At 67.7% G+C, this 18,520-nt stretch carries 14 protein-coding genes; 9 read left to right on the top strand and 5 right to left on the bottom strand.

Features of this window, described 5'->3' with window-relative positions; translation table 11 throughout:
• Positions 1–90 precede the first annotated feature (90 nt).
• Genes EP380_RS16725 through EP380_RS16710 form a run of 4 tightly spaced genes read left to right on the top strand, consistent with a single transcriptional unit; the run spans position 91 to position 6,922 of the window.
• Entirely contained in the window at positions 91–1,098 is a 1,008-nt protein-coding gene (locus tag EP380_RS16725; RefSeq protein ID WP_127599453.1) for an AAA family ATPase, read from the top strand.
• The gene (locus EP380_RS16720) at positions 1,098–2,021 is read left to right on the top strand and encodes a DUF58 domain-containing protein (protein WP_127599451.1); all 924 of its coding nucleotides are present in this window, start codon (positions 1,098–1,100) and stop codon (positions 2,019–2,021) included. The genes EP380_RS16725 and EP380_RS16720 overlap by 1 nt, the downstream gene beginning before the upstream one ends.
• The gene (locus EP380_RS16715; RefSeq protein WP_127599449.1) at positions 2,018–4,840 is read left to right on the top strand and encodes a DUF4159 domain-containing protein; all 2,823 of its coding nucleotides are present in this window, start codon (positions 2,018–2,020) and stop codon (positions 4,838–4,840) included. Before EP380_RS16720 ends, EP380_RS16715 begins: the two co-directional genes overlap by 4 nt.
• Before the next feature lie 9 nt (positions 4,841–4,849).
• Positions 4,850–6,922: a hypothetical protein gene (locus EP380_RS16710; RefSeq protein ID WP_127599447.1), complete on the top strand. Its 2,073-nt coding sequence runs from the start codon at positions 4,850–4,852 to the stop codon at positions 6,920–6,922.
• 46 nt (positions 6,923–6,968) lie between these two features.
• Here EP380_RS16710 and EP380_RS16705 read toward each other — a convergent pair whose 3' ends face one another.
• Positions 6,969–7,484 carry a GNAT family N-acetyltransferase gene (locus EP380_RS16705; RefSeq protein WP_164749896.1) on the bottom strand — a complete coding sequence of 172 codons (516 nt, stop codon included), beginning with the start codon at positions 7,482–7,484 and terminating at the stop codon, positions 6,969–6,971.
• A gap of 270 nt (positions 7,485–7,754) precedes the next feature.
• Here EP380_RS16705 and EP380_RS16700 point away from each other — a divergent pair, with 270 nt between their 5' ends.
• A complete protein-coding gene (locus tag EP380_RS16700) occupies positions 7,755–8,744 on the top strand; it encodes a glutathione S-transferase family protein (RefSeq protein WP_127599445.1) in 990 nt (329 codons plus the stop codon).
• Positions 8,745–8,759: 15 nt separating this feature from the next.
• Here the strand turns inward: EP380_RS16700 and EP380_RS16695 are convergent, their stop codons facing one another.
• Complete coding sequence (locus tag EP380_RS16695) at positions 8,760–9,194, bottom strand: NUDIX domain-containing protein (protein ID WP_127599567.1); 435 nt, start codon at positions 9,192–9,194, stop codon at positions 8,760–8,762.
• Between the two features lie 154 nt (positions 9,195–9,348).
• On the opposite strand from EP380_RS16695, the gene EP380_RS16690 reads away from it, so the two are divergent.
• Positions 9,349–10,272, top strand: coding sequence for a metallophosphoesterase family protein (locus EP380_RS16690; protein WP_127599443.1), 924 nt, complete (start codon positions 9,349–9,351; stop codon positions 10,270–10,272).
• On the opposite strand, the gene EP380_RS16685 is transcribed toward EP380_RS16690, so the two are convergent.
• Positions 10,254–10,931 carry a hypothetical protein gene (locus EP380_RS16685; protein ID WP_127599441.1) on the bottom strand — a complete coding sequence of 226 codons (678 nt, stop codon included), beginning with the start codon at positions 10,929–10,931 and terminating at the stop codon, positions 10,254–10,256. The two genes, EP380_RS16690 and EP380_RS16685, sit on opposite strands and share 19 nt — an antisense overlap.
• Before the next feature lie 206 nt (positions 10,932–11,137).
• Here EP380_RS16685 and EP380_RS16680 point away from each other — a divergent pair, with 206 nt between their 5' ends.
• Positions 11,138–12,550 carry an adenylate/guanylate cyclase domain-containing protein gene (locus EP380_RS16680; protein WP_158264323.1) on the top strand — a complete coding sequence of 471 codons (1,413 nt, stop codon included), beginning with the start codon at positions 11,138–11,140 and terminating at the stop codon, positions 12,548–12,550.
• A gap of 16 nt (positions 12,551–12,566) precedes the next feature.
• Here the strand turns inward: EP380_RS16680 and EP380_RS16675 are convergent, their stop codons facing one another.
• Together EP380_RS16675 and leuA are read right to left on the bottom strand one after the other, a co-directional pair.
• Complete coding sequence (locus EP380_RS16675; protein ID WP_127599439.1) at positions 12,567–13,325, bottom strand: alpha/beta fold hydrolase; 759 nt, start codon at positions 13,323–13,325, stop codon at positions 12,567–12,569.
• A gap of 106 nt (positions 13,326–13,431) precedes the next feature.
• On the bottom strand, positions 13,432–15,099 hold the full coding sequence (gene leuA, locus EP380_RS16670) for a 2-isopropylmalate synthase (RefSeq protein WP_164749895.1): 1,668 nt from the start codon (positions 15,097–15,099) through the stop codon (positions 13,432–13,434).
• A 473-nt stretch (positions 15,100–15,572) separates the two neighbouring features.
• On the opposite strand from leuA, the gene pcaD reads away from it, so the two are divergent.
• Positions 15,573–16,367, top strand: coding sequence for a 3-oxoadipate enol-lactonase (gene pcaD, locus EP380_RS16665; protein WP_127599435.1), 795 nt, complete (start codon positions 15,573–15,575; stop codon positions 16,365–16,367).
• A gap of 50 nt (positions 16,368–16,417) precedes the next feature.
• The gene (locus tag EP380_RS16660) at positions 16,418–18,520 is read left to right on the top strand and encodes a 3-hydroxyacyl-CoA dehydrogenase NAD-binding domain-containing protein (protein WP_127599433.1); all 2,103 of its coding nucleotides are present in this window, start codon (positions 16,418–16,420) and stop codon (positions 18,518–18,520) included.

The following is an 18,520-nucleotide window of genomic DNA, read 5'->3' as shown; positions in this document are numbered from 1 at the left end:
GGCGTTTTAAGTTTAAGGTGCATATACCGGAATGGCGCGAATCGGGGGATCATGTCGCCGGTGGCGGTCGATCAGCGAAGGAAAAACGGCATGGGCGTCACGGTGAAGCAACAGGCGGTCGACGAAAAACAGATGATCGCCGCGGCCGAAGGCGCGCTGGCCGACATCTCGCGCACCCGCGAGGCGGTCGGCAAGGTGGTTTTCGGCCAGGAAGCGGTGGTCGAGCGCACCATGGTCGCCATCCTGGCGGGCGGACACGCCCTGCTCGTCGGCGTGCCCGGGCTTGCAAAGACCAAGCTGGTCGACACGCTGGGCACGGTGCTGGGGCTCGATTCCCGCCGCATCCAGTTCACTCCCGACCTGATGCCGTCCGACATTCTCGGCTCCGAGGTGATGGAGCAGGACGACAACGGCAAACGTTATTTCCGCTTCCTCCCCGGCCCGGTCTTCTCCCAGCTCCTGATGGCCGACGAGATCAACCGCGCCAGCCCGCGCACCCAGTCGGCGCTGTTGCAGTCGATGCAGGAATATCACGTCACCGTGGCCGGCGCGCGTCACGACCTGCCGGCCCCGTTCCACGTGCTCGCGACCCAGAACCCGCTCGAGCAGGAAGGCACCTACCCGCTTCCCGAAGCCCAGCTCGACCGTTTCCTGATGCAGGTCGACATTCTCTATCCCGATATCGAGGCCGAACGCCGCATTCTGCTGGAAACCACCGGCGCCGAGGAGGCGAAGGCCGAAAACGTGCTGTCGTCGCAGCGTTTGCGCGAGATCCAGGCGCTCATCCGACGCATGCCGGTGCCCGAAAGCGTCGTCGAGGCGATTCTCGATCTGGTGCGCTCCGCGCGCCCCGGCAACGGCAATGCCGAGACCGACAAGCATGTCGCCTGGGGGCCCGGGCCGCGCGCCAGCCAGGCACTGACCTTGTGCGCGCGGGCGCGCGCGCTCTACGACGGACGTCTGGCCCCGTCGGTCGACGACGTGCATGCGCTGGCCGAACCGGTGCTGCAGCACCGCATGGCGCTGACCTTCTCGGCCCGCGCCGAGGGCATGAACGTGCGCGACGTGATCGCGAGGCTGGTGAAAGAAGGCGGTTGATGGTGGCGCCGATAGGCCAGGCGGCCACCCCGGTCGCACCGAGCGATGCCCTGGCCAGGGGACGGTCGCGCGCCGCCTTGATCCCGGATCTGCTGGTCGATGCGCGCCGTATCGTCAACACGGTGATCGCCGGCTGGCACGGACGGCGCCGGCGCGGCATCGGCGAAAATTTCTGGCAGTTCCGGCCTTATGTGGAGGGCGAGGCGACCGCCCGCATCGACTGGCGCCGCTCGGCGCGCGACGATCAGCACATCTTCGTGCGCGACCGCGAATGGGAAGCCGCCCATACGGTGTGGCTGTGGGCCGATCCCTCGCCCTCGATGCTCTACCGCTCCGCCAATGCCTCGGTGTCGAAGGAATCGCGCGCGCTGGTCCTGGTGCTGGCGCTGGCCGAATTGCTGTCGCGCGGCGGCGAGCGCATCGCCTGGCCCGGCCTGTCCGATCCGTTCGTGGCCCGAAACGGCGCCGAGCGTCTGGCCTCGAGCCTGCTACAGGCCAAAACCGTGCCCGACCAGCCCGAACTGGCCGCGATCCGCCGCTTTTCCGACATCGTCATCGTCAGCGATTTCCTCGATCCCGTCGAGGAGACCATGGCCTGGCTCGACGTGCTGGCGCGCCACGGCGTACGCGCCCATCTGATCGAGATTGCCGATCCGGCCGAGGAAAGCTTTCCTTATGCCGGCCGCACCGAGTTTCGCGATCCCGAAACCGGCGCGAAACTGACCGCCGGCCGGGCCGAAACCCTGGCTGAGGATTATCGCCAGGCCTATCTGGCGCGCCGCGAGGCGCTGGCCGCCTGGTGCAAGCGCCTGTCGTGGAGCTACACGGTCAATCACACCGACAGGCTGGCCTCGGAGGCGCTGGTGCAGGTCCACCTGGCGCTGAGCGCCGCTTTCGCCCGCACGGCGGGAGGGCCGCGATGAGTTTCCTGGCTTTCGGCCAGCCTCTGGTGCTGCTCGGCCTGCTCGCGCTGCCCGTCATCTGGTGGCTGCTGCGGCTGACGCCGCCCAAGCCCCAGTCCGAGCTGTTTCCGCCGCTGCGCATCCTGGCGCGCGTGCTGAAAAAGGAGGAAACGCCGCATCAAAGCCCGTGGTGGCTAACCTTGTTGCGGCTCGTGATGGCCGCGCTGGTGATCCTCGCGCTCGCCGAGCCGATCTTCCGCCCGCGCGAAAAGCTCCAGACGGCCGGCGAGGCGCTGGCGCTGGTCATCGACAATGGCTGGGCGGCGGCGACGGACTGGGACCTGCGCGTCGCCACCGCCGAACGGCTGATTGCCGACGCCGCCGAAAGCGGCGCGCCGGTCGTGCTGGCGCTGACGGCCGAGAAGCCGAATGCCGAGATCGGTCCCTTCGATGCCGAGGAAGCCCGCAACCGCTTGCGCGCGGCCGAACCGCGGCCTGTCCCGGTCGACCGCGCCGCGATATTCGGCCGCGTGGCCGGCGCTCTCGACGCCCTGCCGACGGCGACGGTCGCCGTGCTGTCCGACGGGCTGGCCAGCGCCGGCGACGAGGCTGCCTTCGCGCAATTGCTGGGCGGAACGGCCGGCGAAGTCGTCTGGATCACGCCGGAGCGGCTGGCCATGATCGGCCTGACCGCCACGGAAAACCGCCCCGACCATTTCGCGGTCACCGCGATACGGGCGGCGGCCGATACCGGTCCGCGCCAGGTAACGGCCGGCGCCTTCGACGATCGCGGACGCCGCATCGCCGACACCGTGTTCGCTTTCGCTCCGGGCGAGACCGCGGCAACGGCGGAATTGCGGGTACCGTTCGAGCTGCGCAACGACTTCGCCACCATCCGCGTCGACGGCGAGAACCAGGCTGCCGCCGTCAGGGTTCTGGACGAAAACGCCAAACGCCGCCGCGTCGGTCTGGTCTCGCAAGCCGAGGGCGACCAGGCTCAACCGCTGCTGTCGCCGCTCTATTATATCGAGCGCGCGCTGGCGCCGTTCGCCGACCTGGTCGAGGCGCCGACCTTCGACCTCGCCGAGGCGATCCCCGACCTGCTCGATCAAAAGCCGGCGCTGATCGTCATGGCCGATGTCGGCACATTGCCGGACACCGCCCGCCAGGCACTGATCGAATGGGTCGAGGGCGGCGGCACGCTGGTGCGTTTTGCCGGATCGCGGCTGGCCGCGGCCGACAATGACGACGCGTTGCTTCCGGTGCGTCTGCGGCTCGGCGAACGTGCGCTCGGCGGCTCGTTGACGTGGACCGAACCGCAGCCGGTGGCCGAGTTTCCGCCCACCGGTCCCTTCGCCGACCTGACGCCGCCGCGCGACGTCACCGTCACGCGCCAGGTGCTGGCCGAGCCGACGCCGGATCTTTTCGAGCGGACCTGGGCCAACCTCGCCGATGGCACGCCGCTGGTTACCGGCGCGGCGCGCGGCGAGGGAACGATCGTGCTGTTTCACGTTACCCCCGAGGCGACCTGGTCCAGCCTGCCGATCTCCGGCAGCTTCGTCGACGTGCTGCGGCGGCTGGTGCAGATGTCGCGCAACCAAGGCGCGATCGAGGCCGTTGCCAGCGGCAATCTCCAGACGCTGGCGCCGTTTCGCATGATCGCCGCCAACGGCATGCTGGCACCGCCGTCCCCCGACGCCAGGCCGCTTGCCACCGGCGGCCCGCAAACGGTGACGATCGAAAACCCGCCCGGCCTCTACGGCACCGAGGAAGGGCTTGTGGCTCACAATCTGCTCGGTGCCGAGGCCACGCTCGCCACCATCGAGCGCCCGGCGACCGACTTGCCGGTTTCCACGGCCGCCTATGCGCTCGACCAGTCGCGCGACCTGCGCGGCCCGCTGATCGGGCTGGCCCTGGCGCTGATGGTGCTGGACACGCTGGCCGTGTTCTGGATCGGCGGCGTGTTTGCCCGCAGACGCCGCGCCGCGCCCAGGGCGGCGGGTGCCGCATTTGTGGCCATTGCGCTCGGCGCGGGACTTTTGGCCGGCGGCGTCAACGAGGCCGCCGGCCAGGACACCAAGCCGGGCGACGCCGAGGCAATCGCCGCGATCGCGACCACCCGCATCGCCTACGTGCTGACCGGCGACGCTTCGATCGACGCCGTCAGCCGTGCCGGCATCGCCGGGCTCACCCGCTTCCTGATCGACAAGACCGCGCTCGAGCCGGGTCCGCCGGCCGGCGTCGACATCGCCAATGACGAGTTGGCGTTTTATCCGCTGATCTACTGGCCGGTCGATCCGGCAGCGCCCATGCCCTCGCAGGCCGCCATCGCCCGCGTCGACGCCTATATGCGCCAGGGCGGTTCGGTTCTGTTCGACACGCGCGACCAATATGCGACCGGCTTCGACCTGTCGGGCGCCGCAAGCCCGGCCACGCGGCGGCTGCGCGATATTCTTTCCGACCTGAACGTGCCGCCGCTCGAGCCGGTGCCGGAGGACCACGTGCTGACCAAGTCCTTCTACATCCTACGCGATTTCCCCGGTCGCTACGCCGGCGGCCCGTTGTGGGTGGAGGCCGCGCTCAACGCGCAAAGCAGCGACGGCCGGCCGGTGAGGACCGGCGACGGCGTCTCGCCGATCATGATCACCGCCAACGATCTCGCCGGCGCCTGGGCGATCGACGCCAACGGCGATCCGCTGTTGCCGACGGTGCCGGCCGATCCGATGCAGCGCATCTACGCGCTTCGCACCGGCGTCAACATCATGATGTACATGCTGACGGGCAACTACAAATCGGACCAGGTGCACGTGCCGGTCCTGCTCGAACGGCTCGGGCAATAGGAGCGGCTGATGAACTGGTCGCTCGCCTTCGAACCGCTCCTGTCCTGGCCGCTTATGGCGGCCCTCGCCGTGCCGATGGCACTGCTTGCTCTTGCCGCGCTCTATTTTCGCCAGCGCGGCGCGCTGTTGCGCGTCGCCGCCTTTGCCGCCCTGGCGCTCGCGCTCCTCAATCCGGTCCTGCTCGACGAGGAACGCGACCCGCTGCAAAGCGTGGTCGCCGTCGTCGTCGACCGCAGCCAGAGCCAGGATATCGGCGCGCGCCAGGCCACGACCGAGCAGGCGGTCGAGGAGCTGAAGGCCCGCCTCGGCCGCTTCAACCAGTTCGACGTGCGCGTGGTCGAGGCCGGTCGCGCCAGCGACACCGACGATCGCACCCAGACCCGCTTGTTCGCGGCGCTGGAAAGCGTGTTCCGCGACGTGCCGCCCTCGCGTATCGGCGGCGCGGTGATGGTCACCGACGGCCAGGTCCACGACATGCCGGCCGTCTTCGACGGTCTGCCGGGCCCACTGCATGCGCTGGTCACCGGCGACGACGGCGAGCGCGACCGCCGCGTGCGCTTCGTCAACGCGCCGCGTTTCGGCATTGTCGGCAAGCCGCTGTCGATGTCCTACCGCGTCATCGGCACCGGCGAGGAAGGCCGGCCCGTCGACGTGCGGGTGTCGATCAACGGCGAACAGGTCGCCCTTGAGCGCGCCATCTTCGGCTCGGAAATGCCGCTCGAGATCACCGTGCCGGGCGCCGGACGCAACATCGTGGAATTGTCGGTCAAACGCGCCGAGGGCGAGATCACCGACACCAACAACCGCGCGATCGCGATCGTCGACGGCATTCGCGAAAATTTGCGCGTGCTGCTGGTATCGGGCGAACCGCATGCCGGCGAGCGCACCTGGCGCAACCTTTTGAAATCGGACGCGGCGGTGGATCTGGTGCACTTCACCATTCTGCGCCCCCCCGAAAAACAGGATGGCACGCCGATCAACGACCTGTCGCTGATCGCCTTTCCCACCCGCGAACTGTTCGTGGAGAAGATCAACGATTTCGACCTGATCATCTTCGACCGCTACCAGCACCGCGACGTGCTGCCGATCCTGTATTACGACTACATCGCCGAATATGTCGAACGCGGCGGCGCGCTTTTGATCGCCGCCGGCCCCGAATATGCGGGCGAGCAGTCGATCTCGCGCACGCCGCTGATGTCGGCCCTGCCGGCCCTGCCGACGGGGACCGTGATCGAGGAGGCGTTTTACCCGCGCCTGACGGAAACCGGCGCCCGCCACCCGGTGACGCGCGGGCTGGAAGGATCCGGACAGGAACCGCCGAACTGGAGCCGCTGGTTCCGTCTGGTGGGCATTTCGCGGCCCCTGGGCGACGTTGTCATGAAGGGGCCCGGCGAGGAACCGCTGCTTCTGCTCAACCGCAACGGCGAGGGCCGGGTCGGCATGTTCCTGTCCGACCAGGGCTGGCTGTGGGCGCGCGGCTTCGAGGGCGGCGGGCCGCATGTCTCGCTCTACCGCCGCATCGCCCACTGGCTGATGAAGGAACCGGAACTCGAGGAAGAGCGCCTGACGGCCTCCGGCCGCGGCATGACGCTCGAAGTCAGCCGGCAGACGATGAGCGAGGAGGCAGGCCCGGCGCGGATCATCACCCCGTCCGGCGCGACGATGGATCTGCCGCTGGTCGCCGGCAAGCCGGGGCTTTTCTCCGGCAGCGCCACGGTCGAGGAAATCGGCCTTTACCAGGTCGCCAATGGCGATCTGACCGCGCTCGCCCATGTCGGCCCGGTCAACGCGCCGGAATTCGCCGAGACCGTATCGACCCTGGACGTGCTGCGTCCGGCGGCCGAGGCGACCGGCGGCAGCGTCCGTCGCCTCGCCGGCCTGGGCGGGGGGCTGGCGATGCCCGGCATCGTGCCCGTGCGCGCCGCCGGCACCGAAGCGTCGGGGCGCGACTGGATCGGCCTGCGCACGACCCGCGACAGCGTGCTCAAATCGGTCAATCGGGTGCCGTTGTTCGCCGGCTTTTTCGGCCTGGCGCTGCTGCTGTTCGCCTTTTGCGCCATGTGGTATCGCGAGGGGCGCTGAGCCCACGACACCGGATCAGCCCCGGCGCGGATCGCGCCCAGACACGCTACGCCGGAACCGCGTGATCGGCGTGAACCATCACGCCCTGCAGCGCATCGAGCGCGCCCTCGGAAATCTCGTGGATCAAAAGCCGGTTCGGATCGACCGGACGCGGCATGACGATGCGCCGGGCCGGAATGCGCCGGAAACCGAGCGGACCGTAATAAGGTTCGTCACCGACCAGAATCACCGCCGGTGCGCCCGCCGCGCGGGCCGCCTCGATGGCGACGCGCACGAGCGCGCGCCCGATCCCCCTGTCCTTGAAGGCCGGCTTCACGGCCAGCGGACCGAGCAGCAGCGCCCGCCCCGAACCGGCCGCCACCCGGGTCAGCCGAACGGTGGCAACCACCTGGCCGTCGTGCATGGCAACGAAGGACAGCGCGCGCTCATGCGGGCCGCCTTCGCGGATCTTGTAGGCCGCGCGGGCATAGCGGCCGGGCCCGAAGGCTTCCGCGTTGATGTCTTCGATGGCGTGATCGTGTTCGGCCGTCTCGGCCAGATAGGCAATGTCGAGCATGATAATCCGTATCGCAAAGCGGTGACGACAGCCGCCCGTGGGCGGAAGGCGAACGCGGCTAGCCGCGCGGGCGTGGTCGTCGTCGCTGGATACGGTTCATGGCTGATTTTTGCCCCCTTGGAAAAATCCAGCTAGCACCAATTCGCCCACCCGTCCACGCGAAAATCGGCCCGTTGCGGGCGACGTCGCCGCTGCGGTGACGATCCGTTCAAGCCCGAACGGGCTGTGAAATCCGGAACCGATGCCTAAATTGGTCTCCAACAAGGGAGTTGCGACATGGGTTTGCTCGTCGACGGACAATGGTTCGACAAGGGATACGACACCAAGAAATCGGGCGGACGGTTCGTGCGTTCCCAATCCCGGTTTCGCGACTGGGTGACGCCGGATGGCGCACCGGCCGAGGGACGCGAGCGCGGTTTCAAGGCCGAGGCGGGACGCTACCATCTCTACGTGTCGCTGGCCTGCCCCTGGGCGCACCGCACCTTGATCGTGCGCGCGCTCAAGAAGCTCGACGACGTGATCTCGGTCGCCGTCGTCGACCACTTCATGGGCGAGAACGGCTGGACCTTCCGCGAGCGCGACGGCGCCACCGGCGATCCGCTTTACGGCGCAAATTTCCTGCACCAGATCTACACCAGGGCCGATCCCGCCTATTCGGGGCGGGTGACCGTTCCGGTGTTGTGGGACCGGAAGGAAGAGACCATCGTCTCGAACGAATCCTCCGAGATCATCCGCATGCTCAACGCCGCCTTCGACGCTTGGGGCGACGCCAGCGTCGATCTCTACCCGGCCCGACTGCGCGCCGAAATCGACCGGTGGAACGAACGCATTTACGAGCCGGTCAACAATGGCGTCTATCGCTGCGGCTTCGCGACCACGCAGAAAGCCTACGAAGAAGCCTTCGCCGAGCTTTTTTCAGCACTCGACGAGATCGAGGCGCATCTGCAGCACCATCGCTACCTGGCCGGCGAGCGCCTGACCGAGGCCGACTGGCGGCTTTTCACCACGCTGGTGCGGTTCGACCCGGTCTATGTGGGGCACTTCAAGTGCAATCTGCGGCGGATCGCCGACTATCCCAACCTGTCGAACTATCTGCGCGAACTCTACCAATTGCCGGGCATTGCCGACACGGTCGATCTCTTCCATATCAAGCAGCATTATTATTCCAGCCACGAGAGCGTGAACCCGACCCGCATCGTGCCGGTCGGCCCCGCGCTCGACTACGAGGCCCCGCACGACCGCGCCCGGCTGCGCGCCGCCGCCTGAGTGCCCCTGCGGCCGCTACCAGTAGGGCGAAATGGGCGCATCGCCGAAAATTTCCCCGATCCGCCGGCGCGTGGCCGGCGTCGTGGCCGCCGGCAGCGCATCGAGGCCGAAAAAGCGCGCTTCGACGATCTCGCGGTCGGGCGCCTTGTCCGCCGTCTGGCGAAAAGCGGTGACGAGATAAAGCGCGACGTGATCGCGCCGGCTGGCGTTGCGGTTGAAATAGACCGCCTTCAACGCCGGCGGCGCGTCGAGTTCGACATTGGCCTCCTCGCGCAATTCGCGCGTCAGGGCTTCCTCCAGCGCCTCGCCCGGCTCGACGCCGCCGCCGGGAAGCTGCCAGCCCGGGACGTAGCTGTGCCGGACCAGCAGCACCGAGCGGTCCGGGTCGCGAAAGACGATCGCGCGGGCGCCGAGCGTCATCGGCCGGCCGAGCAGAAAGACGACATGCATCAACCGGGTGCGCAGCCGCGACCAGCCCGCCGATGACGCGCCGACCGCACTCACGGGCGCACCGACACCGAGCGGCAAACGAACGCAGGCCGTTTCATTCGCAGCCGAACCACTTTAGGTTCGGCCCCACAACAGCAGCTTCAGAACGAACCGCATGTTTCGCCTCGCGCATATTTCCGACATCCATCTCGGCCCCCTGCCCGATCTATCCTACCGCGAGCTCGCCTCCAAGCGCATCACCGGCTACGTCAACTGGAAACGCAACCGCAAGCACCTGCTGAACCCGGGCGTGACCGAGGCGCTGATGGCCGGCCTCGCCCAGGCCGAGGCCGATCATCTGGCGGTGACCGGCGACCTGGTCAACCTGGCGCTCGACGCCGAGATCGAACTGGCGCGCGAATGGCTGACAGCCCTGGGCCGGCCGGACGACGTCTCGGTCGTGCCGGGCAATCACGACGCCTATGTGCCGGGCGCGCTCGTCAAGAGCTGCCGGGCCTGGCGCCCCTGGATCACCGGCGAGAAAACCGGGGTGGGGCTATCCGAATACGGTTTTCCCTATCTGCGGGTGCGCGGCGACGTGGCGCTGATCGGCGTGTCGTCGGCCCGCGCCACCGGCCCGTTCATGGCGCTCGGCCATTTCGGCGCGACCCAGGCCGCGCGCCTCGGCCATCTGCTGCGCCTTGCCGAACAGCGCGGCCTGTTCCGGGTGATCATGATCCATCACCCGCCCGTGCGCGGGGCAACGTCCGCCCACAAGCGGCTCTACGGCATCGGCCTGTTCCAGCGCATCGTGCGCCGGCACGGCGTCGAACTGGTGCTGCACGGCCATACCCACCTGCCGACGCTCCATCACATTCCCGCGCGCGACGGTCCCGCCCCGGTGGTGGGCGTCACCTCGGCCAGTCAGGGTCTGGGCGGCAAGAAGCCCGCGGCCCAGTTCAACCTGTTCGAAATCGGCGGCCGGCCGGGCGCCTGGACGCTCGACCTGACGCGCAAGGGCGTCACGGGCGCGGCCCTGGCGCTGCGCGAGATCGAACGGACCGCGCTGCTCAAGCCGCTTCAGCCGGCGGCGAAATAGGCCGCCAGACGCTCCCAGTAGATCGCCGCGGCGATCGCGAAGGCGACCGCCGCCCCGGCAAGCACAATCACCAGCCCAGACAGGAACGCCCTGAGACCCTGGCCGGCCTTGCGCGCCCGGCGGGCCCGTGCCTCTCCATTGGCCAAAGACGGCGCCTCGGCGGGCTCGTCGACGCCATCATCCCCGGCCTCCCGGCCGGTGGCCACGGCGGTTTCAGCGCTTGCCGGCCGCAGAGGCTCGACCGTGCCGTCGAGCCAGCGCTGTCGCTCGATCATACGCTCGGCGATATAACGGGTGACCTGGTCGGCCACCGGCTTGATCTCGGTCGATTCGGCAAGCACCGTGCGCCCCAGCCGGGTGTCGCGGACAAATCGATAGGTGCGCCGGTCGCGTCCGAGCGCGACATGGGTGACGGCGTCGATCCAGAGCCGCGGCTGGACGCCGGAGGAGATGGCAAAGTCGAACTGGATCTCCTCGGGCGGCACGTCGGCGAAAACCGGCTCCAGCTCCTGCGCTAGAAGCTCGAGGCGCATGCGCGCCGCCTCGCGCAGTTCCACCACCACGTCCTCGCGTTCGGCCGATGCCGTCCTGACTTCGCGCAGCGCCTGCGCGAGTTTGCCCTGCGACTGTTCCGCCGCGATCTTCTGTCCGTCGTTCATGACCGATCCCCGTGCCGATCGTGTGGGTTAACACTTCTTTAACACAGTGTTCGTCCCGGTCACAAAGAGTATCGGCCCGAATGCGGCGGGCGCACCGGCGGAAATCGCGCCGCCCTTTGGTAATCCCCGTCCGGTCAATTATGTGTGGGACGCTAGATTCGCGCGGGATGAACGACATGGCGGTTGCGGAACGGTTCGGATCGACAATGCGGAACCGCTCCCGGCGCAAGCCGAGATCGTTTCCAACGCTTCTCAACGAGACATTCGACCGGCACGAGCGCGAGGGGCGGCGACTGCAGTTGCGCGGGCGCGTCGCGGCGCTGGTGGCAATCTATATCCTGGTCGCCGTCATCGCGCCTTATCCCGAATCCTTCTATTATCAGTCGCTCGTCATCGTCTTTCTGCTGACGGGCTTCATTCCGGCAATGATCGACCGGTTGGGCTGGCTCCGGAACTGGCATCTTTACGTATTCGTCACGCTCGATTTCGCGCTGATCACGGTGATGATGCTGTATCCGAATCCGTTTTCGCCCGCCGACTATCCGCCGCAACTGGCATTGCGGTTCGAGACTTTCGGTTATTTCTTCGTGCTGATCGCCGGCCTTGCCTTTTCCGACCAGCCCAGGCTGGTGTTGTGGGGCGGGTTTGTCGGCATCGTCAGCTGGGTTGTCGGCCTGACCTGGCTCGCCTCCTTGCCGGACAGCGTCATCTATTCCCCCTTCGCGCCGGGATCGTCGTCGCTGGACCTGTCGGAGCGCATCACCCTGATCGCGAATCCGGCTCTGATCGACCTGTCGGTCGAGGCGCAGAAGATCGTCGTGTTCGGCATCGTCGCCACGATCCTGGCCGGCGGCGTGGCGCGTTCGCGCCGGCTGGTGTGGCGCTACGCGGCGATCGAGCGCCAGCGGCTCAATCTCGCGCGCTATTTTCCGCCGGCAACGGTCGACGAACTGGCGCGCGACGACCTGCCCTTCGCCGAGATCCGTGAACTCGACGCCGCGATCCTGTTTGCCGACGTCGTCGGCTTCACCCGTTGGTCGGAGCGCCACACCCCGGTCGAAACCATCAGTCTGCTGCGCGAGGTGCACGGATTGCTGGAAGAAGCGATCTTCCGGCATGGCGGCACGCTCGACAAGTTCATCGGCGACGGCGTGATGGCCACGTTCGGCACGCCCGAGCCTGTGCCCCAGGATCCGCTGAACGGCGTCGCCTGCGTCAACGCGATCCTGACGGATGTCGCCGCGCTCAACGAGCGGCGCCGCGCCCGCGGCGCCGAGCCGGTCCAAATCGCCATCGGCCTGCATTACGGTCCGGTCGTGGTCGGCAATATCGGCACCGAAAGACGGCTCGAACTCGCCGTCATCGGCGACACGGTCAACGCGGCAAGCCGTCTGGAGGAACTGACCCGCCTGGTCGGCCGCGCCGCCGTCATCAGCGACGACGTCGTCGCCGACATCCGCCGGCGCGATCCCGAGGCCGCCGACAGGCTTCTGGCGGATTTCGAGTATCTCGGCGACAACCAGCTCGAGGGACGCCGCCAGGAACTTGCCGTCTGGGCGAGCCGGGCCACGCTCGCCGCGCACGAGAGCCGCCTCCCCAAGCGGCCGCTGCGCCCCTGAGCCCTCTGCGCGGCCGTCAGCGAATGTTCTGTCGGATCAGATGGATGACGTCGGCCGCGCACTCGTCGGCCAGCATATGGCCGGCGCCTGCGAAGGCGTGCAGCGCCATGCGCGGCGGCAGCCCCTCGGTGTGGGAGAACGGCAGGATACGGTCCTCGCGGCCCCACAGCACCTTGACCGGCATCGCCAGGCCGGCCCGCAAGGCGTAGGGAATCACACCCTGGCGCTCGCCGCGAAACAGCAAGGCGGCGATCTCGACCAGCCTGTCCGTCTGGCCCGGCCGGGCGACCGCCTCGGCGTAGGGCGCCACCAGGGCCGGCGCAAGCGCGAAATCCGGCCCGTACATGACACGAAGGGCCGCGCTGAGGGCCGCGGGCGTATCGGCCGCGGCGTAGCGGCGAAGATGCGCGGCATCGATGGTTTCGCCATAACCGCCGGGCGCCAGCGCCATCAGCGAAGCGACCCGCTCCGGGGCGCCGGCCGCGATCAGGGTCGCGATCGCCCCGCCCATCGAATGGCCGACGAGGTGAAACCGGCCGACCCCGCGCGCGTCGAGATCGGCGAGCACGGCCTTTGCCGCCACCTTGGGCGGGCCCGCCTCGGCGAAGGCCAGCGATCCGCCATGCCCGGGCAGGTCATAGGCGATGGTGGAACGGAACGCGGCGATGACGGGCTGAATGTCGCGCCAGACGAAATGTCCGGCGCCGAAACCGTGCAAAAACACCACCGGCTCGCCTCCGGTCCCGATTTCGTGGGCAAAAAGACTATCCGACACGCAACCTCCTCCGCTCCTGGCACCACATTCCGGTCAGGCAGGACCGGGATCATCCGCGGCGGGGCCGACCGGCCGCGGATGCGCCTTGCTCGGTTCCCGGCCGCCCTTACCGTCCCAAAATGCGGTTGGCCGCCGACACCACCGCCTCGAGCGAGGCGGCGACGATATTGGTGTTGATACCGACGCCGAACAGACGGCCTTTGGGGTATTCAACCTCGACATAGCTGATCGCCGCGGCGTTGGAGCCCTGCTGCAGGGAGTGCTCGGAATAGTCCAGCACCGACAACTCGACCCCGATATGGCGCGAAAGCGCGTCGACGAACCCGTCGATCGGCCCGGTCCCGGTACCCCGGATCGTTATTTCCTGGCCCTTGTCGAGGATCACCGCCTCCACCACGCGCCGGCCCTTGGCCTCGCTGTCGGGATAGGTGTGGTGATCGACATATTTGAGCCGCGCGTCCGGCTGATCGACATAGGTCTCCATAAAACTGTCGTGAATGCGCGTCGACGGCAGTTCCTTGCCTTCGGCATCGGTGATCTGCTGGACGTGGCGGGAGAACTCGACCTGCAGGTTGCGCGGCAGATTGATGCCGTAGTCGGCCTGCAAGACATAGGCGATGCCGCCCTTGCCGGACTGCGAGTTGATGCGGATGATCGCCTCGTAGGTGCGGCCGACATCGGCCGGGTCGATCGGCAGATAGGGCACTTCCCACAATTCTTTGTTGGCCTTCTTGATCGCCTTCATGCCCTTGTTGATGGCGTCCTGATGCGATCCGGAAAAGGCGGTGTAGACCAGCTCGCCGACATAGGGGTGGCGCTCGGGTATCTTCATCTGGTTCGAATATTCGAACACGTCGCGCATGCGCGTGATGTCGCGGCAGTCGAGCATCGGATCGACGCCCTGGGTATACATGTTGAGCGCCAGCGTGACGAGATCGACATTGCCGGTGCGCTCGCCATTGCCGAACAAGGTGCCCTCGACCCGGTCGGCGCCGGCCATCAGGCCGAGCTCGGTCGCCGCGATCCCGGTGCCGCGGTCGTTGTGGGGGTGCAGCGAAATGATGACGCTGTCGCGCCGGTCGATATTGCGGCACATCCATTCGATCTGATCGGCATGGATATTGGGCGTCGACATCTCCACCGTCGCCGGCAGGTTGATGATCAGACGATCCTGCGGCGTGGGATCGACGATCTCGATCACCGCGTTGCAGATCTCCAGCGCCACCTCGAGCTCGGTGCCGGTAAAACTTTCGGGCGAATACTGGAAGCGGTAGCCGCCGCCCGCCTTGGCCGCCATGTCGGTGATCATCTTGGCCGCGTCGGTGGCGATGCGCTTGATGCCGGCGACGTCCTTCTCGAACACCACCCGGCGCTGCAACTCGCTGGTCGAGTTGTAAAAATGCACGATCGGCGTGTGGGCGCCCTCGAGGGCCTCGAAGGTGCGGGCGATCAGTTCGGGCCGGCACTGCACCAGGACCTGCAGGTCGACGTCGTCGGGCACGCCGGCTTCCTCGATTGCCCAGCGGGCGAAGTCGAAATCGGTCTGCGAGGCCGACGGAAAGCCGATCTCGATTTCCTTGAACCCCATGTCGAGCAGGAGCCGGAACATGCGGGCCTTGCGCTCGTGGCCCATCGGGTCGACCAGCGCCTGGTTGCCGTCGCGCAGGTCGACCGAGCACCAGATCGGCGCTCGTTCGATCCGTTTTTCGGGCCAGGTCCGGTCGTGCAGCCCGACGGCGGGGTAAGGCTGATATTTCCTGGCCGCGTCCGGCATGCCGGCCGGCGTGGTCTTGATCGGGGATTGTTCGTTCATCGTCTTGTCTCCGGCGTCTCCACCAATCGGGCCCAGGCCCGAACGGGAACGCAATCGTCGCTATCACGGTATTGGTTGTGCGAGGAGCAGCAGGCCCGGTCAGGCATATCGACCGCCGGGCGCTCCTTCAGCGGACCCGGCGATCGCCGATAAGACCGAGCAGAAGACGGGTCGAGGAAAGCGCACGCGCGGCTGCCGGCGCGCAGAACGGGCGCAAGGCTGAACGCGTATATGGGCGTGCGATCGACATAGTCGTCCTATACCGGCCTTGCCGCGCCCTGGCAAGCATGCTTCGCCCGGCGCCGCTATCTGCTTGCACCATACCGGCAAAGCGCTTGCATTCGGGGCCCAAGAATCCGATTCAGGCCCAATTGACCGGTTGAAAAACGCGCAACATACTCGGTAGTATGTCGCGGAGATGGAGAGGAGACCGCATGGCGTTCGTCCGTGCCAACGGCATTGTTCTGCATTACGAGGACCGGGGCGACCCGGCCAAACCCACGCTGGTTTTCGCCAATTCGCTCGGCACCGATTTCCGCATCTGGGATGCGGTGATGGCGCGCCTGGGAGACGGCTTTCGCTTTATCCGCTACGACAAGCGCGGCCACGGCCTGTCCGAGGCACCGCCGCCGCCCTACCGGCTCGACGATCATATCGGCGATCTGGAGGCGCTGCTTGCCCATTGCGGCGTCGGATCGTGCGCCCTTGTCGGCCTGTCGGTCGGCGGCATGATCGCGCAGGGCCTGGCGGCCAGACGGCCGGATCTGGCCGAGGCGCTGGTGCTGATGGACACCGCCCACAAGATCGGCACCGCCGAGATGTGGAACCAACGCATCGACGGCGTGACTAAAAACGGCATCGCCTCGCTGGCCGACGCGATCATGGAACGCTGGTTCACCCCGGCCTATCGCAGCCCCGACAATCCCGACTATGCCGGCTATGTCGCCATGCTCACGCGCACCCCGGCGGACGGCTACGCCGGCACCTGCGCCGCACTCCGCGACGCCGACCTGACCGCCGGCACAGCGGCGCTGACACTGCCCACCCTGTGCGTGGTCGGCGACCAGGACGGCTCGACGCCGCCCGATCTGGTGCGGTCGACGGCGGCTCTGATCGCCGGCGCCCGTTTCGAGATCGTCCGGGACGCCGGACATCTGCCGTGCATCGAACAACCGGACGCAGTCGCAGCGCTGCTTTCCGATTTCCTGAAACAGGCCCGCCTGCCATAATTGCGCGATAGTGGTGCCGCGTGATCGGCGCCCGCCAAGGGAGAGAATTGATGACAGAAGCCGTGACCGTCACCCGAGACGGCGACATTGCGATCGTGACGCTCGACAATCCGCCCGTCAACGCGCTCAGCCTGCATTTGCGCAAGCCGTTGCACGAGGCGCTCGAGGCCCTGCGCGACGACGATGGCGTACGCGGCCTGGTGCTGGCCTGCGCCGGCCGCACCTTCGTCTCCGGCGCCGACATCACGGAATTCGGCACCCCGAAGGCGCTGGAGCGCCCCAACCTTCCCGACCTGATCGCCGCGCTGGAATCGTTTGCCAAGCCGACCGTGGCCGCCATTCACGGCACCGCGCTCGGCGGCGGGCTTGAGCTGGCGATGGGCTGTCACTTCCGCGTCGCGGATGCCGGCGCCAGATTCGGCCTGCCCGAGGTCAAGCTCGGCATCCTGCCCGGCGCCGGCGGCACGCAGCGGCTGCCGAGGCTGATCGGCCCCATGCAGGCGCTGACCTTGATCGTATCGGGCAATCCGATCGGCTCCGGCGATGCGCTTGCCGCCGGGCTGGTCGAGGCGGTCCACGATGACGCGCTGCTTGCCAACGCGATCGCCTTCGCACGCGCCAGGGCCGACGAGGGTGCGGCCCTCGTGCCGGTGAGCCGGCGCGAGGACAAGCTGGCGGAGGCCAAGAACGATCTCGACGGCTTCGACGCCGCCGTCGCCGCTCTTTTGAAGAAGAAGCGCGGCCTCGACGCGCCGGTACGTTGCGCGCAATCGGTCCGCAACAGCCTGACGATGCCGTTCGAGGACGCGCTCGCCGCCGAACGGAATTATTTCGTCGAGCTCGTTCAGGGCGAGCAGTCGCGCGCCCAGCGCCATTTGTTCTTCGCCGAACGCGAGGCGACCAAAATCGACGGCGTCGGCAAGGATGTCGCCCCGCGCGCCGTCAAGCGCGTCGGCGTGATCGGCGCGGGCACGATGGGCGGCGGCATCGCCATGTCCTTCCTCAATGGCGGCGTTCCCGTCACGATCCTGGAATTGAGCCGGGAGGCGCTCGATCGCGGCCTCGCCACCATCGGCAAGAACTACGATATTTCGGTCAAGCGCGGCTCGCTGACCGAGGAGGCCCGCGACGCGCGCCTGGAACGTCTCGGCGGCACCACCGACTATGCCGACCTCGCCGAATGCGACCTGATCATCGAAGCCGTCTTCGAGGAGATGGCGATCAAGAAGGAGGTGTTCGCCAAGATCGAGGCGGTCGCCCGGCCGGGCACGGTGCTCGCCTCCAACACCTCCTATCTCGACATCGACGAGATCGCCGCCGCCACCGGCCGCCCGCAGGACGTGGTCGGGCTGCATTTCTTCTCGCCCGCCAACATCATGCGGCTGCTGGAGATCGTACGCGGCGCCAAGACGGCGCCCGACGTGCTCGCCACCGCCGTGTCGCTGGCGCGCCGGATCGGCAAGGTGCCGGTCGTGGTCGGGGTCTGCCACGGCTTCGTCGGCAACCGCATGCTCGCCGCCCGTTCGGCCGAGCTCGAGGACCTGCTGCTGGAGGGCGCCACCCCGCAGCAGGTCGACAAGGTTTTCACCGATTTCGGCTGGCCGATGGGACCGTTCGCGATGGGCGACCTCGCCGGCCTCGACATCGGCTGGCGCAACCGCAAGGCACTCGGCAAGACCGCCGCGATCGCCGACGCGCTGTGCGAACAGGGCCGCTTCGGCCAAAAGACCGGCAAGGGGTTTTACATCTACGAGGCCGGTGCGCGCACGCCCACGCCCGACCCCGAGGTCGAGGCCCTGATCGCGGAAAAGGCGGCCGAGCGCGGCATCGAACGCCGGGACATTCCGGCCGACGAAATCACCGAACGCACGCTCTACCCGCTGATCAACGAGGGCGCGAAGATCCTGCAGGAAGGCATCGCCGCCCGGGCCTCCGACATCGACCTGGTCTGGGTCAACGGCTACGGCTTTCCGGTCGGCAAGGGCGGGCCGATGTTCTGGGCCGAAAGCCACGGCGTGGGCGGCATCGTCGAGCGCCTGGAGTTCTGGCACGCGCGCACCGGCAAGGACGTGTTCGAACCCGCCGCCCTTTTGAAGGAGGCGGCGGCCTCCGGCACCCGGCTCGCCGCACTGCGCAAGGGCAAGGCGGCCTGA

Source organism: Nitratireductor alexandrii (genome assembly GCF_004000215.1).
Classification (GTDB): domain Bacteria; phylum Pseudomonadota; class Alphaproteobacteria; order Rhizobiales; family Rhizobiaceae; genus Mangrovimarina; species Mangrovimarina alexandrii.
The sequence above is the reverse complement of the archived record's forward strand: the minus strand, read 5'-3'. Positions and strand labels throughout refer to the sequence as shown.